The organism is Flavobacterium suaedae (assembly GCF_014642915.1).
GTDB classification, from domain to species: Bacteria; Bacteroidota; Bacteroidia; order Flavobacteriales; family Flavobacteriaceae; genus Flavobacterium; species Flavobacterium suaedae.
Genome location: NZ_BMJE01000002.1, coordinates 87,641 through 106,371 on the forward strand (window position 1 = coordinate 87,641; position 18,731 = coordinate 106,371).

At 35.4% G+C, this 18,731-nt stretch carries 17 protein-coding genes; 9 read left to right on the top strand and 8 right to left on the bottom strand.

Translation table 11 applies throughout. The features are described 5' to 3' along the window. The first annotated feature begins 70 nt into the window (after positions 1 to 70). The 5 genes from IEW45_RS03405 to IEW45_RS03425 all read left to right on the top strand — a co-directional run bounded on the left by IEW45_RS03405 (position 71) and on the right by IEW45_RS03425 (position 3,540). Positions 71 to 1,201: an Mrp/NBP35 family ATP-binding protein gene (locus IEW45_RS03405; RefSeq protein WP_188619839.1), complete on the top strand. Its 1,131-nt coding sequence runs from the start codon at positions 71 to 73 to the stop codon at positions 1,199 to 1,201. A 1-nt stretch (position 1,202) separates the two neighbouring features. Continuing rightward, positions 1,203 to 1,442 (top strand): NifU family protein, encoded by a 240-nt coding sequence (locus IEW45_RS03410; RefSeq protein WP_188619840.1) that lies wholly within the window; start codon positions 1,203 to 1,205, stop codon positions 1,440 to 1,442. Positions 1,443 to 1,567: 125 nt separating this feature from the next. Continuing rightward, positions 1,568 to 2,620, top strand: coding sequence for an NAD(P)/FAD-dependent oxidoreductase (locus tag IEW45_RS03415; protein ID WP_188619841.1), 1,053 nt, complete (start codon positions 1,568 to 1,570; stop codon positions 2,618 to 2,620). 4 nt (positions 2,621 to 2,624) lie between these two features. After that, a complete protein-coding gene (locus IEW45_RS03420) occupies positions 2,625 to 2,957 on the top strand; it encodes a 2Fe-2S iron-sulfur cluster-binding family protein (protein WP_188619842.1) in 333 nt (110 codons plus the stop codon). A 109-nt stretch (positions 2,958 to 3,066) separates the two neighbouring features. After that, positions 3,067 to 3,540: a glycosyl-4,4'-diaponeurosporenoate acyltransferase CrtO family protein gene (locus tag IEW45_RS03425; protein ID WP_188619843.1), complete on the top strand. Its 474-nt coding sequence runs from the start codon at positions 3,067 to 3,069 to the stop codon at positions 3,538 to 3,540. Positions 3,541 to 3,592: 52 nt separating this feature from the next. Here IEW45_RS03425 and IEW45_RS03430 read toward each other — a convergent pair whose 3' ends face one another. The 4 genes from IEW45_RS03430 to IEW45_RS03445 all read right to left on the bottom strand — a co-directional run bounded on the left by IEW45_RS03430 (position 3,593) and on the right by IEW45_RS03445 (position 9,477). Continuing rightward, positions 3,593 to 4,966 carry a T9SS type A sorting domain-containing protein gene (locus IEW45_RS03430; RefSeq protein ID WP_188619844.1) on the bottom strand — a complete coding sequence of 458 codons (1,374 nt, stop codon included), beginning with the start codon at positions 4,964 to 4,966 and terminating at the stop codon, positions 3,593 to 3,595. A 156-nt stretch (positions 4,967 to 5,122) separates the two neighbouring features. Further along, a complete protein-coding gene (locus IEW45_RS03435) occupies positions 5,123 to 7,177 on the bottom strand; it encodes a M43 family zinc metalloprotease (RefSeq protein WP_188619845.1) in 2,055 nt (684 codons plus the stop codon). Between the two features lie 107 nt (positions 7,178 to 7,284). Next, a complete protein-coding gene (locus tag IEW45_RS03440) occupies positions 7,285 to 8,070 on the bottom strand; it encodes a DUF3050 domain-containing protein (protein ID WP_188619846.1) in 786 nt (261 codons plus the stop codon). A gap of 228 nt (positions 8,071 to 8,298) precedes the next feature. Next, positions 8,299 to 9,477: an acyl-CoA dehydrogenase family protein gene (locus IEW45_RS03445; RefSeq protein ID WP_188619847.1), complete on the bottom strand. Its 1,179-nt coding sequence runs from the start codon at positions 9,475 to 9,477 to the stop codon at positions 8,299 to 8,301. Between the two features lie 159 nt (positions 9,478 to 9,636). On the opposite strand from IEW45_RS03445, the gene IEW45_RS03450 reads away from it, so the two are divergent. Next, positions 9,637 to 10,602, top strand: a complete 966-nt coding sequence (locus tag IEW45_RS03450; RefSeq protein ID WP_188619848.1) for a peptidase associated/transthyretin-like domain-containing protein — start codon at positions 9,637 to 9,639, stop codon at positions 10,600 to 10,602. 1 nt (position 10,603) lies between these two features. Here the strand turns inward: IEW45_RS03450 and IEW45_RS03455 are convergent, their stop codons facing one another. Genes IEW45_RS03455 through IEW45_RS03465 form a run of 3 tightly spaced genes read right to left on the bottom strand, consistent with a single transcriptional unit; the run spans position 10,604 to position 12,474 of the window. Next, positions 10,604 to 11,326: a tRNA1(Val) (adenine(37)-N6)-methyltransferase gene (locus IEW45_RS03455; RefSeq protein WP_188619849.1), complete on the bottom strand. Its 723-nt coding sequence runs from the start codon at positions 11,324 to 11,326 to the stop codon at positions 10,604 to 10,606. Positions 11,327 to 11,381: 55 nt separating this feature from the next. Beyond that, on the bottom strand, positions 11,382 to 11,912 hold the full coding sequence (rimM, locus tag IEW45_RS03460) for a ribosome maturation factor RimM (RefSeq protein ID WP_188619850.1): 531 nt from the start codon (positions 11,910 to 11,912) through the stop codon (positions 11,382 to 11,384). A gap of 16 nt (positions 11,913 to 11,928) precedes the next feature. Then, positions 11,929 to 12,474 (bottom strand): 30S ribosomal protein S16, encoded by a 546-nt coding sequence (locus IEW45_RS03465; RefSeq protein ID WP_188619851.1) that lies wholly within the window; start codon positions 12,472 to 12,474, stop codon positions 11,929 to 11,931. 230 nt (positions 12,475 to 12,704) lie between these two features. On the opposite strand from IEW45_RS03465, the gene IEW45_RS03470 reads away from it, so the two are divergent. The 3 genes from IEW45_RS03470 to trxA all read left to right on the top strand — a co-directional run bounded on the left by IEW45_RS03470 (position 12,705) and on the right by trxA (position 18,266). Continuing rightward, positions 12,705 to 13,187, top strand: coding sequence for a DUF6252 domain-containing protein (locus IEW45_RS03470; RefSeq protein ID WP_188619852.1), 483 nt, complete (start codon positions 12,705 to 12,707; stop codon positions 13,185 to 13,187). Positions 13,188 to 13,333: 146 nt separating this feature from the next. Continuing rightward, on the top strand, positions 13,334 to 17,830 hold the full coding sequence (gene dnaE, locus IEW45_RS03475) for a DNA polymerase III subunit alpha (protein WP_188619853.1): 4,497 nt from the start codon (positions 13,334 to 13,336) through the stop codon (positions 17,828 to 17,830). A 118-nt stretch (positions 17,831 to 17,948) separates the two neighbouring features. Next, the gene (trxA, locus tag IEW45_RS03480; protein WP_188619854.1) at positions 17,949 to 18,266 is read left to right on the top strand and encodes a thioredoxin; all 318 of its coding nucleotides are present in this window, start codon (positions 17,949 to 17,951) and stop codon (positions 18,264 to 18,266) included. Between the two features lie 55 nt (positions 18,267 to 18,321). Here trxA and IEW45_RS03485 read toward each other — a convergent pair whose 3' ends face one another. After that, positions 18,322 to 18,669, bottom strand: a complete 348-nt coding sequence (locus tag IEW45_RS03485; RefSeq protein WP_229665883.1) for a winged helix-turn-helix transcriptional regulator — start codon at positions 18,667 to 18,669, stop codon at positions 18,322 to 18,324. Between the last annotated feature and the right edge of the window lie 62 nt (positions 18,670 to 18,731).

The following is an 18,731-nucleotide window of genomic DNA, read 5'->3' on the forward strand; positions in this document are numbered from 1 at the left end:
GCTTTTACTCTTATCTTTGTAATTTAAAATAAGTCTTAGTTAACAGGCTGTTACAGAAAGCAATATTTATATGAAATTAGATAGAAAAGAGATACTTAAATCACTTGAAAGTATAACATTGGCAGGAGAAGGTCAAAACATGGTAGAGAGTGGTGCGGTACGTAATGTGCTTACTTTTGGAGACGAGGTTGTAGTGGAGTTGGTTTTAAGCACGCCTGCTATGCACATAAAAAAACGTGCTGAAGCAGATATAATTAAAAACATACAGGAGAATGTTTATAAAGACGCTAAAGTAAAAGTAAACATAAAAGTAGAAGCTCCTGAAAAACCTGAAATAAAAGGAAAAGGAATACCGGGTATAAGTAACATAATAGCGGTATCATCCGGTAAGGGTGGTGTAGGTAAATCTACCGTAACGGCAAACCTTGCCGTATCATTAGCAAAAATGGGCTTTAAAGTAGGTATACTGGATGCTGATATTTACGGACCTTCAATCCCAATTATGTTTGATGTAGAGCGTGAGCGCCCTATATCGGTAAACGTAGACGGGAAATCTAAAATGAAACCAATACAAAGCTACGGTGTAGAAATACTTTCTATAGGATTCTTTACTACACCTGAGCAAGCTATTATATGGAGAGGTCCAATGGCTTCGAAAGCATTAAACCAAATGATTTTTGATGCAGATTGGGGCGAACTTGACTTTATGCTTGTAGACCTTCCTCCGGGAACAGGAGATATCCACCTTTCTATAATGCAATCGTTACCAATAACAGGTGCAGTTGTAGTAAGTACTCCGCAGGCAGTAGCACTTGCTGATGCTAAAAAGGGAGTAGCTATGTTCCGTCAGGAAAGTATAAACGTTCCTGTACTGGGTATTATAGAAAATATGGCATATTTTACACCGGATGAATTACCTGATAATAAATATTATATCTTTGGTAAAGAAGGAGCTAAAAACTTAGCAGAAGATTTAGATGTTCCTTTCCTTGGTGAAGTTCCTATTGTACAGAGTATACGTGAGGCAGGAGATTACGGTCGTCCGGCAGCAATGCAAACAGCTACGCCTTTAGAAACATCTTTTGAAGAACTGGCACGCTCTGTAGTACAGGAAACGGTAAACAGAAACGAAAATCTACCACCAACAGAGGCAATAAAAATAACTACAATGGCTGGCTGCTCAGCAGTTAAAAAGAAGTAAGATGACAACACAGGAAATTAAAATGAATGTAGAAAAGGCGTTAGAAGAGATACGTCCTTTTTTAGAGTCTGATGGTGGGAATATTTCTTTAATAGAAATAGAGGATGACAAGCATGTAAAAGTGCGACTAGAAGGTGCATGTGTAGGGTGTAGTGTAAACCAAATGACACTTAAAGCAGGTGTTGAAACTACTATAAAAAAATATGTACCGCAAATAGAAACAGTGGTAAACATTGCCTAAAGGCAGTAACAATAAATATTAATTTCAGTGATATATTTTATTGACTGATAATTATCATATAACAACTAGGCAGTTTTAAGGATATTTGTTGTCCTTAAAACTGTTTTTTTTAAATGTGTTTCACAATGATTACAACAGATATACTTATTATCGGGGCAGGTCCCACAGGACTTTTTGCCGTTTTTGAAGCAGGATTGTTAAAACTGAAATGCCATATAATTGATGCGCTTCCGCAACCGGGAGGGCAGTTGGCAGAGCTATATCCTAAAAAACCTATTTTTGATATACCGGGCTACCCATCTGTAATGGCGGGAGAATTGGTCGATAACCTGATGGAGCAAATTAAGCAGTTTCAACCGGGATTTACACTTAACGAAAGAGCAGAAACTATAGATAAACTGGAAGACGGAACATTTATAGTAACTACAAACAAAGGAACCAAACATCATGCAAAGGCAGTAGCTATAGCAGGGGGGTTAGGTAGTTTTGAGCCTCGTAAACCACTTATTGAGAATATTGCAGATTATGAGGAAAAAGGTGTAGAATACTTTGTGAAAAAGCCTGAAATATTTGAAGGCAAACGTGTAGTAATTGCCGGTGGTGGTGACTCAGCGTTAGACTGGAGTATTTTCCTTTCTAATGTTGCTTCAGAAGTGACTTTAGTACACAGGAGAAATGAGTTTAGAGGAGCTTTAGATTCTGTAGAGAAAGTACAGGAACTTAAAAAGCTGGGTAAAATAAACCTTATTACTCCCGCAGAAGTAAAAGCTATAAAAGGAGAAGAAAAGGTAGAGTCGCTTGTAATTGAGCGTGAAGGTGAAGAAATGATAGTAGAGACTGATTACTTTATACCATTATTCGGGCTTACACCTAAATTGGGACCAATAGCTGACTGGGGGCTCGAAATAGAGAAAAATGCTATTAAAGTAAACAATGCTTTAGATTACCAAACCAATATAGAAGGGGTTTACGCCATTGGAGACGTTAACACCTACCCTGGGAAGTTAAAACTAATTCTTTGTGGTTTTCACGAGGCTACTTTAATGTGCCAGAGTGTATATAACAGGCTAAACCCGGGCAAAAAATATGTACTTAAATATACTACTGTAAGTGGTGTAAATGGTTTTGACGGTACGCGTAAAGAAGCAGAGAAACAAGTTGTAAAAGCAATAGAGTAGTAGTATGGCAGCAGATATAACCATAAAAATAACCGATAGGGAAGGTGTTGTGCATGAAGTACAAGCGCCAACAGATATGGCGATGAATATTATGGAGTTATGCCGTTCTTATGAGCTAGCGCCTGAAGGAACTATAGGTGTATGTGGTGGCATGGCTATGTGTGCTTCTTGCCAGTGTTATGTACTTAACGATGTTGAACTGCCCGAAATGGAAGCTGATGAAGATGCTATGCTTTCGGAAGCGTTTTATGTTAAGCCAAATAGCCGTTTAGGTTGCCAGATACCGATTACAGAAGAACTGGACGGACTTGAAATTGAATTAGCTCCTGAGAGTTAATAGAATCCTATACAAATAGAGGGCTGCTAATATTTAGCAGCCTTTTTATTTTACTTATATTTAGCTCCAAGTTTAAACACCAACTGAAAATTAATTACAACTTTTAAAAATGATTAAATACATAACATTTGGTATTGCTATATCATTTATATCTTGGTTAGTGGGAATGTTTTTTAATGTTGTTTTAGCAAAAACAAGGTATTATGAAAAGCTATCAAACCTAAACATACTAAAAAGTAAATCACTTAATAGGAATATAGGTGTTGGTGTTATTAAGTGGTATATACTAAATACACCGTTTAAATATTTTAATCAGAAGTTAAAGGTAGATGGCAAAGCAGGAGTAAGCCAGTTGAATGAGCTGCGAAAAGAAATGACATATGCTGAATTGGGTTATTTAATAGGTTTTATTTTTGTGAGTGTTTTTATAGTAGTGAATTTGGTTAAAGCTAATTATTTAGCTGCCTTAATCATTATGATTATTAACATACTGATGAATTTATATCCATCTTTATTACAACAGCAAAACAAAAGGCGTATTGACAGGCTTATAAAAATTGCAGAATTTAAAAATAAAAGATAATAAAAAAGCCCACTTAATTAAGTGGGCTTTTTTATTATAAATTAATAGGGTTTTATTTCTTTACAAACTTCAATACTTTACTTTGAGAACCTTTATTAATTCTTATAAAGTAAATACCATTACTGTATGATGATGTATTTACAGTAAGGTCATTTGCTGAAGTTACCTCAGTACTAATCACTGTTTGCCCAAGGTTGTTGTATATAACATAATTATCAGGCAGTTCTGCTGCGCCTATGTTAAGTATGTTTTGTGTTGGGTTAGGGTAAACATTAATACCATTTAACAGTTCAAAATCTTTACTGTCGGCCAAAGGCATACATGCAAGCGATGTTTTAAGCGAAGCCCTGCGTGGAGAGTTTTGTAGAACGGCAAGTATACGCTCTTTTTGATCCTGAGTAAAAATGTTCATACATGCATCATTAGTATAGTCCATATAGTTTTCTATCATGTCGTAGTTAGAGCAACTGTAGTGCGAATTACAGCCACCGTTAGGACCGCTTGATGCAGGTGTATCATCGCAATAGTCACTAAAACTACACGATTCGTTGTTATAGGTATTACCCCAAATATGTATTAAACCCAGAGAGTGTCCTACCTCGTGAGTGGTAGTTCTGCCTTTATCATAAGGAGACTGGTAGTTCCCGCTTGAGTATATGTCTCTGCTTCCGAAATATTCGTAATGAATAGCTACTCCATCAGTATTTGCACTTCCTCCGTTTGACGAAATACCCTCCAGTCCTGATGATGAAGGAAATTGCGCATATCCTAACACACCTTCTAAATCTCCACCAAAATTACAAACCCAGATATTAAAATAATTATTTGGGTTCCAAATAGTATTAGGTTTTAAAGTGTTTTCAATTTGAGATTCACTCCAACTCGATTGCCCATAATAAACCCTGTCGATACCATTTGTAGCATTTCCCGAAGGGTCTACCTGTGCTAAACAAAACTCTATTTCAACATCAGCACCTACCACATTACTGTTATACCCCGGGGTGCCAATCATTCTTCTGTAATCTTGGTTTAAAACAGTAATTTGTGAAAGCACCTGTTCATCAGTTATGTTTTCGTTACTGCCTTCAAAAGGTTCGTTATGTATAACATGTACTACAACGGGTATAGTAATTATTTCGTTTGTGCTGTTTGCAGAAGCAGTAACTCTTTTAGCTTGGTTTTCCTGTATCTTTCCTGAAATCCATTGTTCAAATTCAGCATTCGTAGCACGTTTAGGGTGTTTATTTTGCAGGTACTCTTCATACTCTGTAGTAATACATCGTATTGTGCCTGTTTCAGTGTTAACACTGTTAGGATGAAGTTGCTTTCCAAATACTTTAGGCAGTTCTTGTGCATTTATAGTAAAACTACACACTGCTGCAAGCATAGTAAAAAGTAAGCTTCGGTTAGTATATCTTCTTCTCATTGTTAAAAAAATTATAATATCGTGCAAGATATTGTATACCAGATGATAATGAAAATGTTTTTAGTTAAATGTTGTGTGGCTTTAATATTTGATTCTCAATAAACAAAAAAGCCCCCGCAGTACGGAGGCTTTTTAAACTATATAAGTGTATTTATATTATTGTTTTACAAACTGTAATGTTTCAGTAGTGCTACCACCATTTACTTTTACAAAATAAACGCCGTTAGCAAAACCTGATATATTAATAGTAGTGTTGTTAGTTGTAATAGTACCGTTAGCGATTACTTGACCTAAATTGTTATATACAGTATAGTTTTCAGGTAGTACTTTACCTTGTGGAATACTAATATTTACAGATGTATTAGCAGGGTTAGGGTATAACACTATATTACTTGTAGCAAAATTGTTAACTCCCGCTGTTGAAGTAACTCCGAAAGGAACCATAACTTGGTCAGTAAATGTACCGCCTTCAGCAATTATATCACCATCGATAGTAGTTACAGAGAAATAACCATTACCATACTCACAACAAATACCGTCTCCTCCTAAATCAAGCATTGCAAAATAGTAACACTGGTCAGGGTCTACATCAATAGTTTCAGTATAAAGTTGATTGTCATTGTAAAAGTCAGAATTCCATGGGTTTTCAATATCAATGTTACTGAAAATAGGGTCTTCATTACTGTCCAGTAATGCCCATATTGTTTCATCACCATAATCATCAGTCATAACATTTACAATTATCTGGGTAGTGTTATAAAACGCTACAATAGTAAAATCTCTTGTAAATGTATCATTACTACTAATTTCATCTGTAGTCCCATTAACAGACGTTAATGCTCCATTAAAGCTGTGCTCTCCTGATTCAACTGTTATTTCGTCTAAAGTTATAATAGTTTCCTCATTCGTTTCCAGGTTACCTTCCCAGTTATAAACAGCATCGTTTTCACCATCAATATTATAAGTAATAACAGCGCTGGTTATAGTAGTGCTACCTTGGTTACGTAAAACCATTGAAGCTACAAAAGTGTCACTACAGTCATTATTAAGTTCATTAATATTTAAAGCACCGTCAAGCTCAGGAACTATACCGGGCTGACAACCTAAAGAAGTTATTAACGATGCTCTTCTTGGGGAGTTTAAAAGTACTGCCTGCATTCTTGCTTTTTGGTCCTGAGTAAATACATTCTGGCAATCATCTACCGTATAATCCATGTAGTTTTCTATCATATCCTCTCCCGGAGATTGAGGGCAAGAGTCTGTTCCTACTGTACAGCCTTGGTTAGCACCTGCTGCAACCGGAGTGTCATCACAATAATCATCTGCACTACAATCACCATCACCCCAAATATGCCTTAGCCCGAAGAAATGACCTACTTCGTGAGTAGCAGTACGTCCTTCATCTTTACCTGATACATCATCATAAGTACCTTGTGGATAAATTTCTCTTGACCCCATGTGAAGGTGACCAATTACTACACCATCAGTATTTGCTGCTGTAGCTTGTCCTGTACCATCAATGCCGGGTAAGCCTGATTGCGTAGGAAATTGTGCATAACCTGCTAACTCTCCTCCGAAAACATAGGCATAATCAACTACCCATATATTTAAATATTGTGTTGGGTCCCACTGTGTTTGCGGTTTTACATTAGCTTCAATATCTTCCATCTGCCAGCCATTCCCATCACCCATATTGTAACGTATAATACCTGATGTAGCAATACCGTTAGGGTCACGTTGTGCAATACAAAATTCAATTTCCATATCAGCACCTACAGGGTTTTCATTATACCCCGGGGTATCCATCATTTTTCTGAAATCCTGATTTAATACAGTAATTTGAGAAAGAACCTGCTCATCTGAAATGTTTTCATCAACTCCCAAAGGAGAACCATTGTGTATTACGTGTACTACTACCGGAATTGTAACAACCTCGTTTGTTGAGAACGGAGTGTTGCCCATAGCTACAGTTTGTGCTTTTATTGCATTTACCTTTGGGGCTAACCATTGCTCAAACTCTTCAGTTGTAGAACGTTTTGAATTTTTTTGGCGGAGTAAGGCTTCATATTCTGTAGTTCCGCATTTATGAATTTCTTGTGTTAAGTTTTGACCGAAAACTCTCCCTTTTACAGGTGTTTTCTCCTGAGCATTAGCGCTCAGGGCAAATGTAGCGGTTAGTAGTAACGCTACTTTTAAAGTAAATTTTTTCATGAAGTTTGAAATTTATGTGCCGAAAATAATCATTTATTTTACATTCAGCCGGTATAAAGCAAAAATCCTGCCCATTTGGGCAGGATTTTTTGTTAAAGTTTAAATTTTTATATAGAAGCCATATCAGGGCTTAGTATTTTTTCTTCAATGGCATTCCATAAACCTATTCTTTTTTCAAGAGCCAGTTTAGATACTTCTTCAGCTTCTTTCCATTTATCGCTATCATTTCCGCATAACTGGTTAATCATCTCCATAGCCATAGGTCCATGCTCATCACCATCCAGTTCTATATGTCTCTCAAAATAATAAATTAGTTTACTAAGGTCTGCTTCCGGGAAGTTTGACTGGAAGTTTTTAAGTATCTCAGTAAACATTTCCGGAATTAAATCTTCACGACCAAATGTAAATGCCGCAGCTATTTCGTGAGGTTTACCCTGCTCAATAATCGTAAAAGTGAATTCTAAAAACTCTTTAATACCATCGGGTAGTCCACTTTGTCTTATAGAAACAAAAATATTCTGTGTTTCAATTACATTGTTAAGGAAATTTTCAATTTCCGATGTGTCGGCTCCGCAGGCTTCCATAGCATCAACATACATTTCAAAATGACTTTGTCTTTTATTGTCAATATTAATATCTGTTTCTTCAGCTAAAACAATTTCATTTATTAAATAACGTGTTTGACCATTTCCTGTGGGTAGCCATGGAGTGGTAGTACAAGTAAGTTTAACCTGCAATGCTTTAAGCAAAGACATAAAGTCCCACACGGCATAAACATGTCCCTGAACAAAATATCTTAAATCATCTAAAGTTTTTACTTTGTTATAAAGTGAATGGTTTAACAGCTGTTCCTTTTGGGGTAGGATGCTTTTATTTATAGTATCGATATTCATAGCATTTTATATTTAATACAAAATTAAAAAAGCCATAGTGCTTTTGGAAGTGTTTTGGTATTGTTTTTATCTATACAATAATAGTGCCTGTTTAAAACAGGCAGTTTCCTGAAATAATAAACGTGTAAAAAACTGTTTTGGTTTATAGATTGATAATTTTTTTGATTTATATAAATAAAAAACCCGCCTATTAAATAGCCGGGTTCTGAATTTATTGAAAGTTATTTTCTATTTAAAAGCTGCATGCCCTGTAACATCCATACCTGTTATTAACAGGTGAATGTCGTGTGTACCTTCATAAGTAATAACACTTTCTAAGTTCATCATGTGGCGCATTATAGAGTATTCTCCTGTTATACCCATACCGCCTAACATTTGGCGTGCTTCACGTGCTATAGTAAGAGCCATATCTACATTGTTTCTCTTAGCCATAGATATTTGTGCTGTTGTTGCTTTACCTTCATTTCTTAATACACCAAGTCTCCATGTTAATAACTGCGCTTTAGTGATTTCGGTAATCATTTCAGCAAGTTTCTTTTGCTGTAATTGTGTAGCGGCAATAGGTTTATCAAACTGTACGCGCTCTTTAGCATAACGTAGAGCAGTATCGTAACAATCCATAGCTGCACCTATAGCACCCCATGCAATACCGTAACGGGCAGAGTCAAGACAGCCAAGTGGTGCTCCTAAACCTGTTTTGTTTGGTAATAGGTTTTCTTTAGGAACTTTTACATTATCAAAAATAAGTTCTCCGGTAGCCGAAGCTCTTAAAGACCATTTATTATGTGTTTCAGGAGTAGTAAAGCCTTCCATACCACGCTCTACTATAAGCCCGTGTATTCTTCCTTCTTCATTTTTTGCCCATACTACAGCTACATCAGCAAACGGTGCATTACTAATCCACATTTTAGCACCATTAAGTAAATAATGGTCACCCATATCTTTATAATTAGTAATCATACCACCCGGGTTAGAACCGTAATCAGGTTCTGTAAGACCGAAACAACCCATAAATTCACCTGAAGCTAACTTAGGTAAGTATTTTTTACGTTGCTCTTCGGTACCGTATTTCCATATTGGGTACATTACTAATGATGATTGCACTGATGCTGTAGAACGTACACCGCTGTCACCTCGTTCTATTTCCTGCATTATAAGTCCGTAAGAAATCTGGTCCAAACCTGCGCCACCATATTCTTCCGGAATGTAAGGACCAAAAGCACCAATATCGGCAAGTCCTTTTATTATTTGTGTAGGAAATTCAGCCTTTTGGGCATAGTCTTCTATAATAGGCGATACTTCACGTTTTACCCACTCGCGGGCAGCGTCGCGTACCATTTTGTGCTCATCAGTTAATAATTCATCTAAATTATAATAGTCAGGAGCCTGAAAAAGATCGGGTTTCATTGTTGTTTATTTTTAGGTAGCAACAAAAGTAAACAAGAAACCTAACAAATCAATAATAATTTGTTGTATTTTTTACGGATAAACTAAACTGATTAACTATTTGCGAGCGTTTTATATTAATATATTAGCTGTAATAGTAGTTCAACTAAAAAATATGTAATGAAAAAGAAGTTTATTTTATCTTTTTTCTTCCTGTTTATTTTATATGTGCAAGCGCAACAAATAACCATATCCCTAAAGGATTCCCTAACTAATAAACCTGTGTCTTTCGCAACAATTTTGTTAGTTCAGGATGATAAGCATTTTTATGCTGATTATTGTAATGAAGAAGGTGTTATTACTATTGAAGAAAATAGAAGTTTTGATGCTGTTACTTTTTCTTGTGTTGGATATAAGGATAAAACCATTACTAAGGAAAAATTAAAGAAGAGCGTTGTTTATCTAACTCCGGAAAGTTACCAGTTAGATGAAGTGGTTATTACAAATAAAAAGGTAATAGATACCCTTTTATTGGGAGAACTTAAAGAAAAAAAGAAGGGCGTATTGCCATTATATATTCAAAATGAGGTAGCCGTTTTTTTTAAAAATGATTTTGAGAGGGATGTGGCTTTAAAAACCTTTCTATTTAAAACATGGCGAATAAAATATAAGACGGCTATTCGATTGCGATTATATAAAAAAAGAATATTTAAGACTTATCATCTTTCACCCAATGATCCTGAAAAAAAGAAAAATTATTATAATACGGTTATTCCCGGAGAGGATTTGTTAGGAGAAAATATAATAATCTATCTTGACCCGCAAAAAAAGGAAATAATTGAAGTTGATTTTTCTCAATATAATATACCAATACCTAAAGGAGGTGTTTTCATAAGCGTGGAATGTTTGGGTTATTATGATGAAAATGGTAATGCAATTAATCCTGATAAGAATAAGTTGTCAGAATTAGAGATGCATACTACAACTGTTGATAATTATTGTATTAAATATACTAATATTACTAGGTTTTGGGTGAATGAAAATCAGCACTATAAAATTGATTATAAATATATTAATAATAAGGAAGCACCTAGAAATGTTTTAAGATCACCTACTTTTGGGTTAAAGGTTGTGAGGTTGGAGTAGCTTACATTTTTAAGTAAAAATCTTTTGTTAAGGCAGTATATTCAGGAGTGTATTGGTGGCGGGCTATTTCTACTATTAGCTCGTCTTCAATAATAGTGTCAGGTTTTTGAAACTTAAAAGCGATAAGGCTACGCTTTATTGCTGTTTCTGGTGTGCCTTTTACTTTTGTAATTTTGTATGGGTATAATGAAAATCCTTGTGCTATTTTTATAAAATTTTCTTCTTCCTTATAAGGTATAACTACTGCAAACACTCCGTATTCTCTATTTAATAATAAGGATGCTGATTCTGCAAGTTCCTCAAAAGGCATAGCGAATGAAAATCGGGCTTTGTCTCTTTCAGTATTACCGGAAGTGTAATCTTCACTATAAAAAGGCGGGTTCGATACTATTATGTCATATTTTTCCTCGTCCTGCATTTCATCAGTAAATTCATCCAGTCCTGCATGGTAGCAGAAAAGGCGGTCACCCCAAGGGCTATTTTCAAAGTTTTCTACAGCTTGTTCGTAAGCGTTGTCTTCAACTTCCAAGGCATCTATCAATTCAGCATTTGTGCGTTGTGCTAACATTAAAGCAATTAAGCCTGTGCCGGCACCTATATCCAGTATGCTGAAAGGTTGGTTGTCTATAGGGGTCCAAGCGCCAAGTAAAACGCCGTCGGTACCTACCTTCATAGCACATTTGTCTTGCTCTATATTGAATTGTTTGAATTGAAATGTAGACATGCTGATTTTTATTTTCAGCAAATATACTATTTCTATGGTATGGAGTGTGGGTAGATTAATTTTCCAAATAAAGGTCAACTAATCCTTCAGGAGTATTAAGGATGATTTTTTTATTATCTCTGTCTACTTTAATAATAAAATCATCTATCATAGGTATAAGGATTTCTATATCTCCTTTTATTATTTCAAAAAGTGGTTGTGCAGAGCTGTCGTTAACACCTATTATAGTTCCTACAGTTCCAAGGCGTTGGTCTTCTGCTTCAAACCCTATAATTTCATGGTAATAAAATTTATTACCTTCCAGTTTGGGTAAGAATTTTAAAGGGAGGTATAATTCGCAGCCCAGTATTCTGTCAGCAGCTTCTTCGCTGTCAATATCTTCAAAGCGAATACGTAAAAAGTCATTTTTATGGAGTTGACTTTTTTCAATAAAAAAAGGAACCAAGTGTTTGTGTATTTCAACAAACACTGATTCCAGTTTTTCGTATAGTTCCGGCTCATCAGTATCTAAGTAAGCCAGTACCTCACCCTTATAGCTATATTTTTTTGCGATTTTACCTAAATAGAAGCATTCTTCTTTATGCATAATCGCAAAAGTTAAATTAAGCTTGGGTTTCTTCGTTGTTTTCTTCCGTAGCTGTTTCTTCGCTTTCGTTTGCAGCTTCCTCTTCGGTAGCAGCAGCGTTAGCTTCTTCTTCAGCTTGTTTAGCAGCAGCTATACGGTCTTCGTTAACTTTTCTTTCCGCTTCAAGTGCTTTAGCCTTAGCATCAGCTTTCACTTTGTCTAAACCTTCAACTTTAGCATTTACTTTGTTAGTTTTTTCTTCTAACCAAGCTTCAAATTTAGCGTCAGCTTGTTCTTGTGTTAAAGCTCCTTTACGAACTCCACCATCAAGGTGATGCTTTAATAAAGCTCCTTTATAAGAAAGGATTCCTCTTGCAGTATCTGTTGGCTGTGCACCATTGTGTAGCCATTTTACAGCTCCATCAACATTTAAGTCGATAGTTGCAGGATTAGTGTTAGGATTGTAAGTTCCTAGTTTTTCAAGGAATTTACCATCTCTTTTAGAACGGCTGTCTGCCGCTACTACCCAGTAAAAAGGTTTTCCTTTTTTACCGTGTCTTTGTAATCTGATTCTTACAGGCATAATCTTTAGATTAAAATTGAGGTTCCCGACCTCTGTTAATTAAGGGTGCAAATATAAGAAAGTTTGTTAGATTAGCGTTTAAATAGAAAGATTTTAATAGTTTTTGTGCTTGGAATTTTCAGATTATTAATTTTTATTGTGATTTCTCTTATTTATACTAGGATATATTCCATAAAAAACTATTTTTGTCGTTACAAAAAAATTGATTTACCTTTTTCTAATTATATATAATGATGAAAAAACTGTTATCACTTATAGTGTTGTTGACCATTTTTAGCTCTTGCGAAGAAGATATAAAGTTTAATACTCCCGCAGTTCAAGGGATTAAAGATAACGAGTTGTGGAAGGCAATAGAATATAGTGCTAGAATATCAAATGGTAATGTGTTAACTATTGAGGCTGACAATGGTTTTGAAACTGTTGTTTTAAGAACAAGTGATTATACTCCGGGTTCATCATACGAATTAGGGGTTGATGATATTAATAAGGCAACTTATTCTCTGGAAGCTGATGGTGTTTCTTTACAATATCAAACAGGCACAGGTATAGGTGATGGGCTTATAGAAATAAGTGATAAACCGGGAGAGACAAATTTTGAACAAGGGTATATTTCTGGAACTTTTCGATTTAATGCTGTCAATAGTTTAAATAACACAGTGAACTTTCAGAGAGGTTTCTTTTATAAAGTGCCTATAGTAGAGACTACTCCTTAATATATACGAATAAAACATAAATAAAAAAGCCTTGCACATGCAAGGCTTTTTTATTTTGATAACTTTATTACTTGTAAAAAATGTATTTTTGTAGCTAGACTATGTGTAGTTGTAATTCTTTATAATTTCCAAACCCTAAGCTTGTTATGTACTTGATATTTGATACTGAAACGACTGGATTACCCAAGCGTTGGGATGCACCAATTACTGATACTGAAAACTGGCCTCGCTGTATACAGATTGCATGGCAATTGCATGATGAAATGGGCAATCTTATAGAGCATCAGGATTATTTAATAAAACCTGAAGGCTTTAATATACCATATGACTCTGAAAGGATACACGGTATTTCTACTGAGCTTGCACAGGAAGAAGGTGTGCCATTGCAGGAGGTACTGGCTAAGTTTAATGCTGCAATAGCCAAATCAAAGTTTATAGTAGGGCAAAATGTAGGTTTTGATGTTAATATAATGGGCTGTGAATTTTACAGACATGATGTAGAATCTCCGCTTGCATCAAAAAGGGTATTGGATACCTGTACAGAGGTTACAGCTGAGTTACTCCGTTTACCCGGAGGTCGTGGAGGTAAGTTTAAGTTACCTACACTTACTGAACTTCATGAATATCTTTTTGGAGAGCCTTTTGCAGAAGCGCACAATGCGACTGCCGATGTTGAAGCTACTACACGCTGTTTTCTTGAACTTATAAGAAAAGAAGTTTATACTCGTGAAGAACTTGATGTAGAACCGGGTTACTTTACAGAGTTTAGAGAAGAGAACCCTCAACCTATACAGTTAATAGGGCTTAAGCATATTAACTTAAAGGCGGCTTCTGATGCTATTAGAAAACGTTTACAAAAGTTAAATCAGGATGATGATGTAAATGTTCCTACGGAAGAAGAGAAAGAAGAACTTAAAGAGGTTAGTTTCGCTCATTTACATAATCATACTCAGTTTTCGGTACTACAGTCCACAATAGCAGTTCCTCAATTGGTAAAAACAGCTGCAAAATATAAAATGCCTGCTGTAGCTATGACGGATCATGCTAACATGATGGGGGCTTTTCAGTTTGTAAGTAATGTTCTTAATCATAATAAAGAAGCAGAAGAGAAAAACAAAGAAGCTATAGAGAATGGAGAGGAACCGCAAGAGGTAATTATGAAGCCTATTGTTGGTTGTGAATTTTTTGTTTGTGAGAATCATACTGATAAATCTCGAAAAGATAATGGCTACCAGGTAGTATTACTGGCAAAGAATAAAAAAGGTTATCATAATTTGGCTAAAATGTCTTCTATTGCTTACACAGAAGGGTTTTACTATGTACCAAGGATTGATAAGCATGTTATAGAAAAATATAAAGAAGATGTAATTGTGCTTTCGGGTAACCTATATGGAGAAATACCCAGTAAAGTATTAAACATAGGAGAAAATCAAGCTGAAGAAGCGCTACTATGGTGGAAAGAAACTTTTGGAGAAGATTTCTATATAGAGCTTATGCGTCATGGTCAGGAAGATGAAGATAGGGTTAATGTATCTCTTATAAAACTTGCAAGAAAGCACGATGTAAAATTAATAGCTACTAATAACACCTATTATATAAATAAAGATGATGCTCATGCCCATGATATTTTATTGTGTGTAAAAGATGGTGAAAAACTAGCTACACCTAAAGGTAGGGGTAGGGGATTTCGTTATGGGTTGCCAAATAATGAGTATTACTTTAAGTCGGGTGATGAAATGAAAAATCTTTTTGAAGATTTACCCGAAGCTATAATTAATATACAGGAGATAGTAGATAAAATAGAGGTATTCTCTTTATATAGAGATGTACTGCTGCCTAAGTTTACTATACCTGAAGAATTTTTAGTTGCTGAGGATAATGAAGATGGGGGCAAACGAGGAGAAAATAAATTTTTAAGACACCTTACTTATGAAGGTGCTAAAAAACGTTATGGAGAAATAACTCCCGAAATAAGTGAACGTTTAGATTTTGAGCTTCAAACTATAGAAAACACAGGTTATCCCGGGTATTTCCTAATTGTGCAGGATTTTATTGCTGAAGCTCGAAACCTTGGAGTTTCGGTTGGGCCGGGTCGTGGTTCGGCAGCAGGTTCAGCAGTAGCATATTGTTTAGGTATTACTAATATAGACCCAATAGCTTACGATTTGCTGTTTGAGCGTTTCCTAAACCCTGACCGTGTGTCGATGCCTGATATTGATATTGACTTTGATGATGAAGGGCGTAGCCGAGTAATGGACTATGTAATTGAAAAATATGGGGCAAATCAGGTAGCGCAAATTATTACTTATGGTACTATGGCTGCTAAATCATCTATACGGGATACAGCTCGTGTACTGGATTTACCACTATTTGAGGCAGATAAGATAGCTAAGCTTATACCTAACATGAAGTTAGCTAAGATATTCAACTTTGATACTGCTTCTTTGCGTGGCGCTCTACGTTCAGAAGAATTTGAAAAGGTACAGGAACTATTAAACATGTCCGAAGGAGATGGTTTAGAAGCAGAAACGATACAGCAGGCAAAAGTACTTGAAGGTTCATTACGTAATACAGGTATTCATGCTTGTGGGGTTATAATTACCCCTGATGATATTACCAACTTTGTACCTGTATCTGTAGCTAAAGATTCTGATTTATACGTAACACAGTTTGATAACTCGGTAGTAGAAAGTGCAGGGTTATTAAAAATGGACTTCTTAGGGCTTAAAACACTTACCCTTATTAAGGATACTGTTAAACTGGTTAAGTATAAAAGAGGAATAGATTTAGATCCTGATAATTTCCCTATTGATGACGAAAAGACATATGAACTTTTCCAAAGAGGGGAAACGGTAGGTATATTCCAGTATGAATCTCCGGGGATGCAAAAATATATGAAGGAATTAAAACCTACTGTTTTTGCTGACCTTATTGCGATGAATGCTTTGTATAGACCGGGACCACTTGAATATATACCAAGTTTTATTCGTAGGAAAAATGGGGAAGAAGAAATAGCTTATGATTTAGATGCTTGTGAAGAATACCTTAAAGAAACATACGGTATTACGGTTTACCAAGAGCAGGTGATGCTTTTATCGCAAAAGCTGGCAGGCTTTACTAAAGGTGAGGCCGATGTGCTCCGTAAGGCGATGGGTAAAAAGCAAAAAGCTGTTCTTGACAAAATGAAACCAAAATTCATTGAGCAGGCAGCAGAAAAAGGACATGACCCTACGATACTGGAAAAAATATGGAAAGACTGGGAAGCCTTTGCGAGTTATGCATTTAATAAGTCACACTCTACATGTTATGCATGGGTGGCATACCAAACAGCATATTTGAAAGCACACTACCCAGCAGAATATATGGCTGCTGTGCTTAGTAACAACATGAATGATATTAAGCAGGTTACTTTCTTTATGGAAGAATGTAGGCGTATGGGGTTACAGGTTTTAGGACCTGATGTAAATGAATCATTCTATAAGTTTACAGTAAACGACCAAAATGCAGTACGTTTTGGTATGGGAGCTATAAAAGGAGTAGGTTCCGGGGCGGTAAAAACTATTGTAGAGAACCGGGAAAAAGAAAAATATAAATCAATATTTGATTTAGCAAAGCGTATTGATTTGCGTGCAGCTAATAAAAAAGCATTCGAAAATTTAGCTTTAGCAGGCGGTTTTGATTGTTTTACTGATACACACCGTGCCCAGTATTTCCACAATGATGGAGAGAATATGACTTTCTTAGAGAAAGCAATGCGTTATGGTGCTAAATATCAGGAAAACGAGAATTCTTCTCAGGTGAGTTTATTTGGTGAGGCGAGTGATGTTCAAATACCTGAACCTGTAGTACCCCCATGTGAAGAATGGAGTACTATGGAGAAACTTGCAAAAGAAAAAGAGGTAGTAGGTATTTATATATCAGGGCACCCGTTGGATGATTATAAATTCCAAATGAAATATTTCTGCAATTCTAATTTAGAAGCTCTTAAAAACCTAGAACAACATGTTAACAGAAACCTGAGTTTCGGCGGTATTATAAGTAATGTTCAGCATAGAGTGGCTAAAAACGGAAAAGGTTGGGCTTCTTTCGTACTGGAAGGGTATGATGAGAGCCACGAATTCAGAATTTTCGGAGAGGAATATTTGAAGTTTAGACACTTTTTAGTAGATAATAACTATACTTATATAAAAGTTATGGTTCGTGAAGGATGGGTAAATCAGGAAGGCAGAAGAGGAGAACCAAGAATACAGTTTTTAGCCATACAGTATTTACAGGACGTATTAACAACTTTTGCTAAAAAGCTGGTTATACAGTTTAGTGTAAGTGATTTAAAAGAAAATGTAGTAGAACGATTAAAGCAGTTATTTAAGGTTAATAAAGGTGAGCATAGTGTAATGTTTGAAGTTATGGAATTGGAAAAAATTACTAAGCAAGTAGCTATGACTAATATGCTAAACGAGCCTGCTGCTGAATATGGAGACCCAAGCGAAGAAACAGAGGTTACAGAAACAGTAATGACTGATGTGGAAGATGTAAAAGTGAAAACTAAGTTAACAATGCCTAGCAGAAAACTAAAAATTAACATATCCAATGAGTTGCTGTATGAGCTGGAAAAGCTTCAGGTAAATTTCAAATTGAATTAAAATTCTTAATAATTTTTATTTATGTTTGTATAGTTAAATCTAATATATCTTTAACGATTAGATTAGATTTTAATGCCTAATTTTGTAAATAATTAATTATAACTAAGATATATTTAATATGGCACAAGAAATAACAGATGCTACATTTGAAGAAGTAGTATTAAATTCAGATAAACCGGTACTAGTAGATTTTTGGGCAGAATGGTGTGGACCATGTCGTATGGTAGGACCAATTGTTGAAGAAATCAGTAAAGAGTATGACGGTAAAGCAGTAGTTGGTAAAGTTGATGTAGATGCTAACCAGGAATTTGCTGCTAAATACGGAATTAGAAATATCCCTACAGTATTAGTTTTCCAAAAAGGAGAAGTAGTAGGTAGACAAGTAGGTGTTGCACCTAAGCAAACCTATACTGATGCTATTGATGCTTTACTGTAACAAAGTAAAAAACGAATATAAAAAAGCCTGATAGAATTATCAGGCTTTTTTATATCTATGCGTTTTGTAAACTTTCTTTTTCAGGACAATTATGTTCTTTATCCCATTTTGCCAGTTGTATAATAATAGGTAATAATGATTTTCCCTTTTCGCTGAGTTTATACTCTACTCTTGGGGGTAACTCTTTATATTCCTTTCTTTCAATAATTCCGTCACTCTCAAGTTCCTTTAATGTTGATGTAAGTACTTTTTTTGAAATAGAATCTATAGCTGCGTGTATTTGCCCAAAGCGTGCAGTACGCTCACGTAATACGTAAATAACTATGGGTTTCCATTTAGTCCCTATTACAGCCATGGAGCGATGCATAGGGCAGTCACTATATCTAAAAACATCTTTTTTCATTACTGGTTACTTATTGGTTACCACTTTATACTATTATTAGTTACAAAAGTAAACTATTGTTT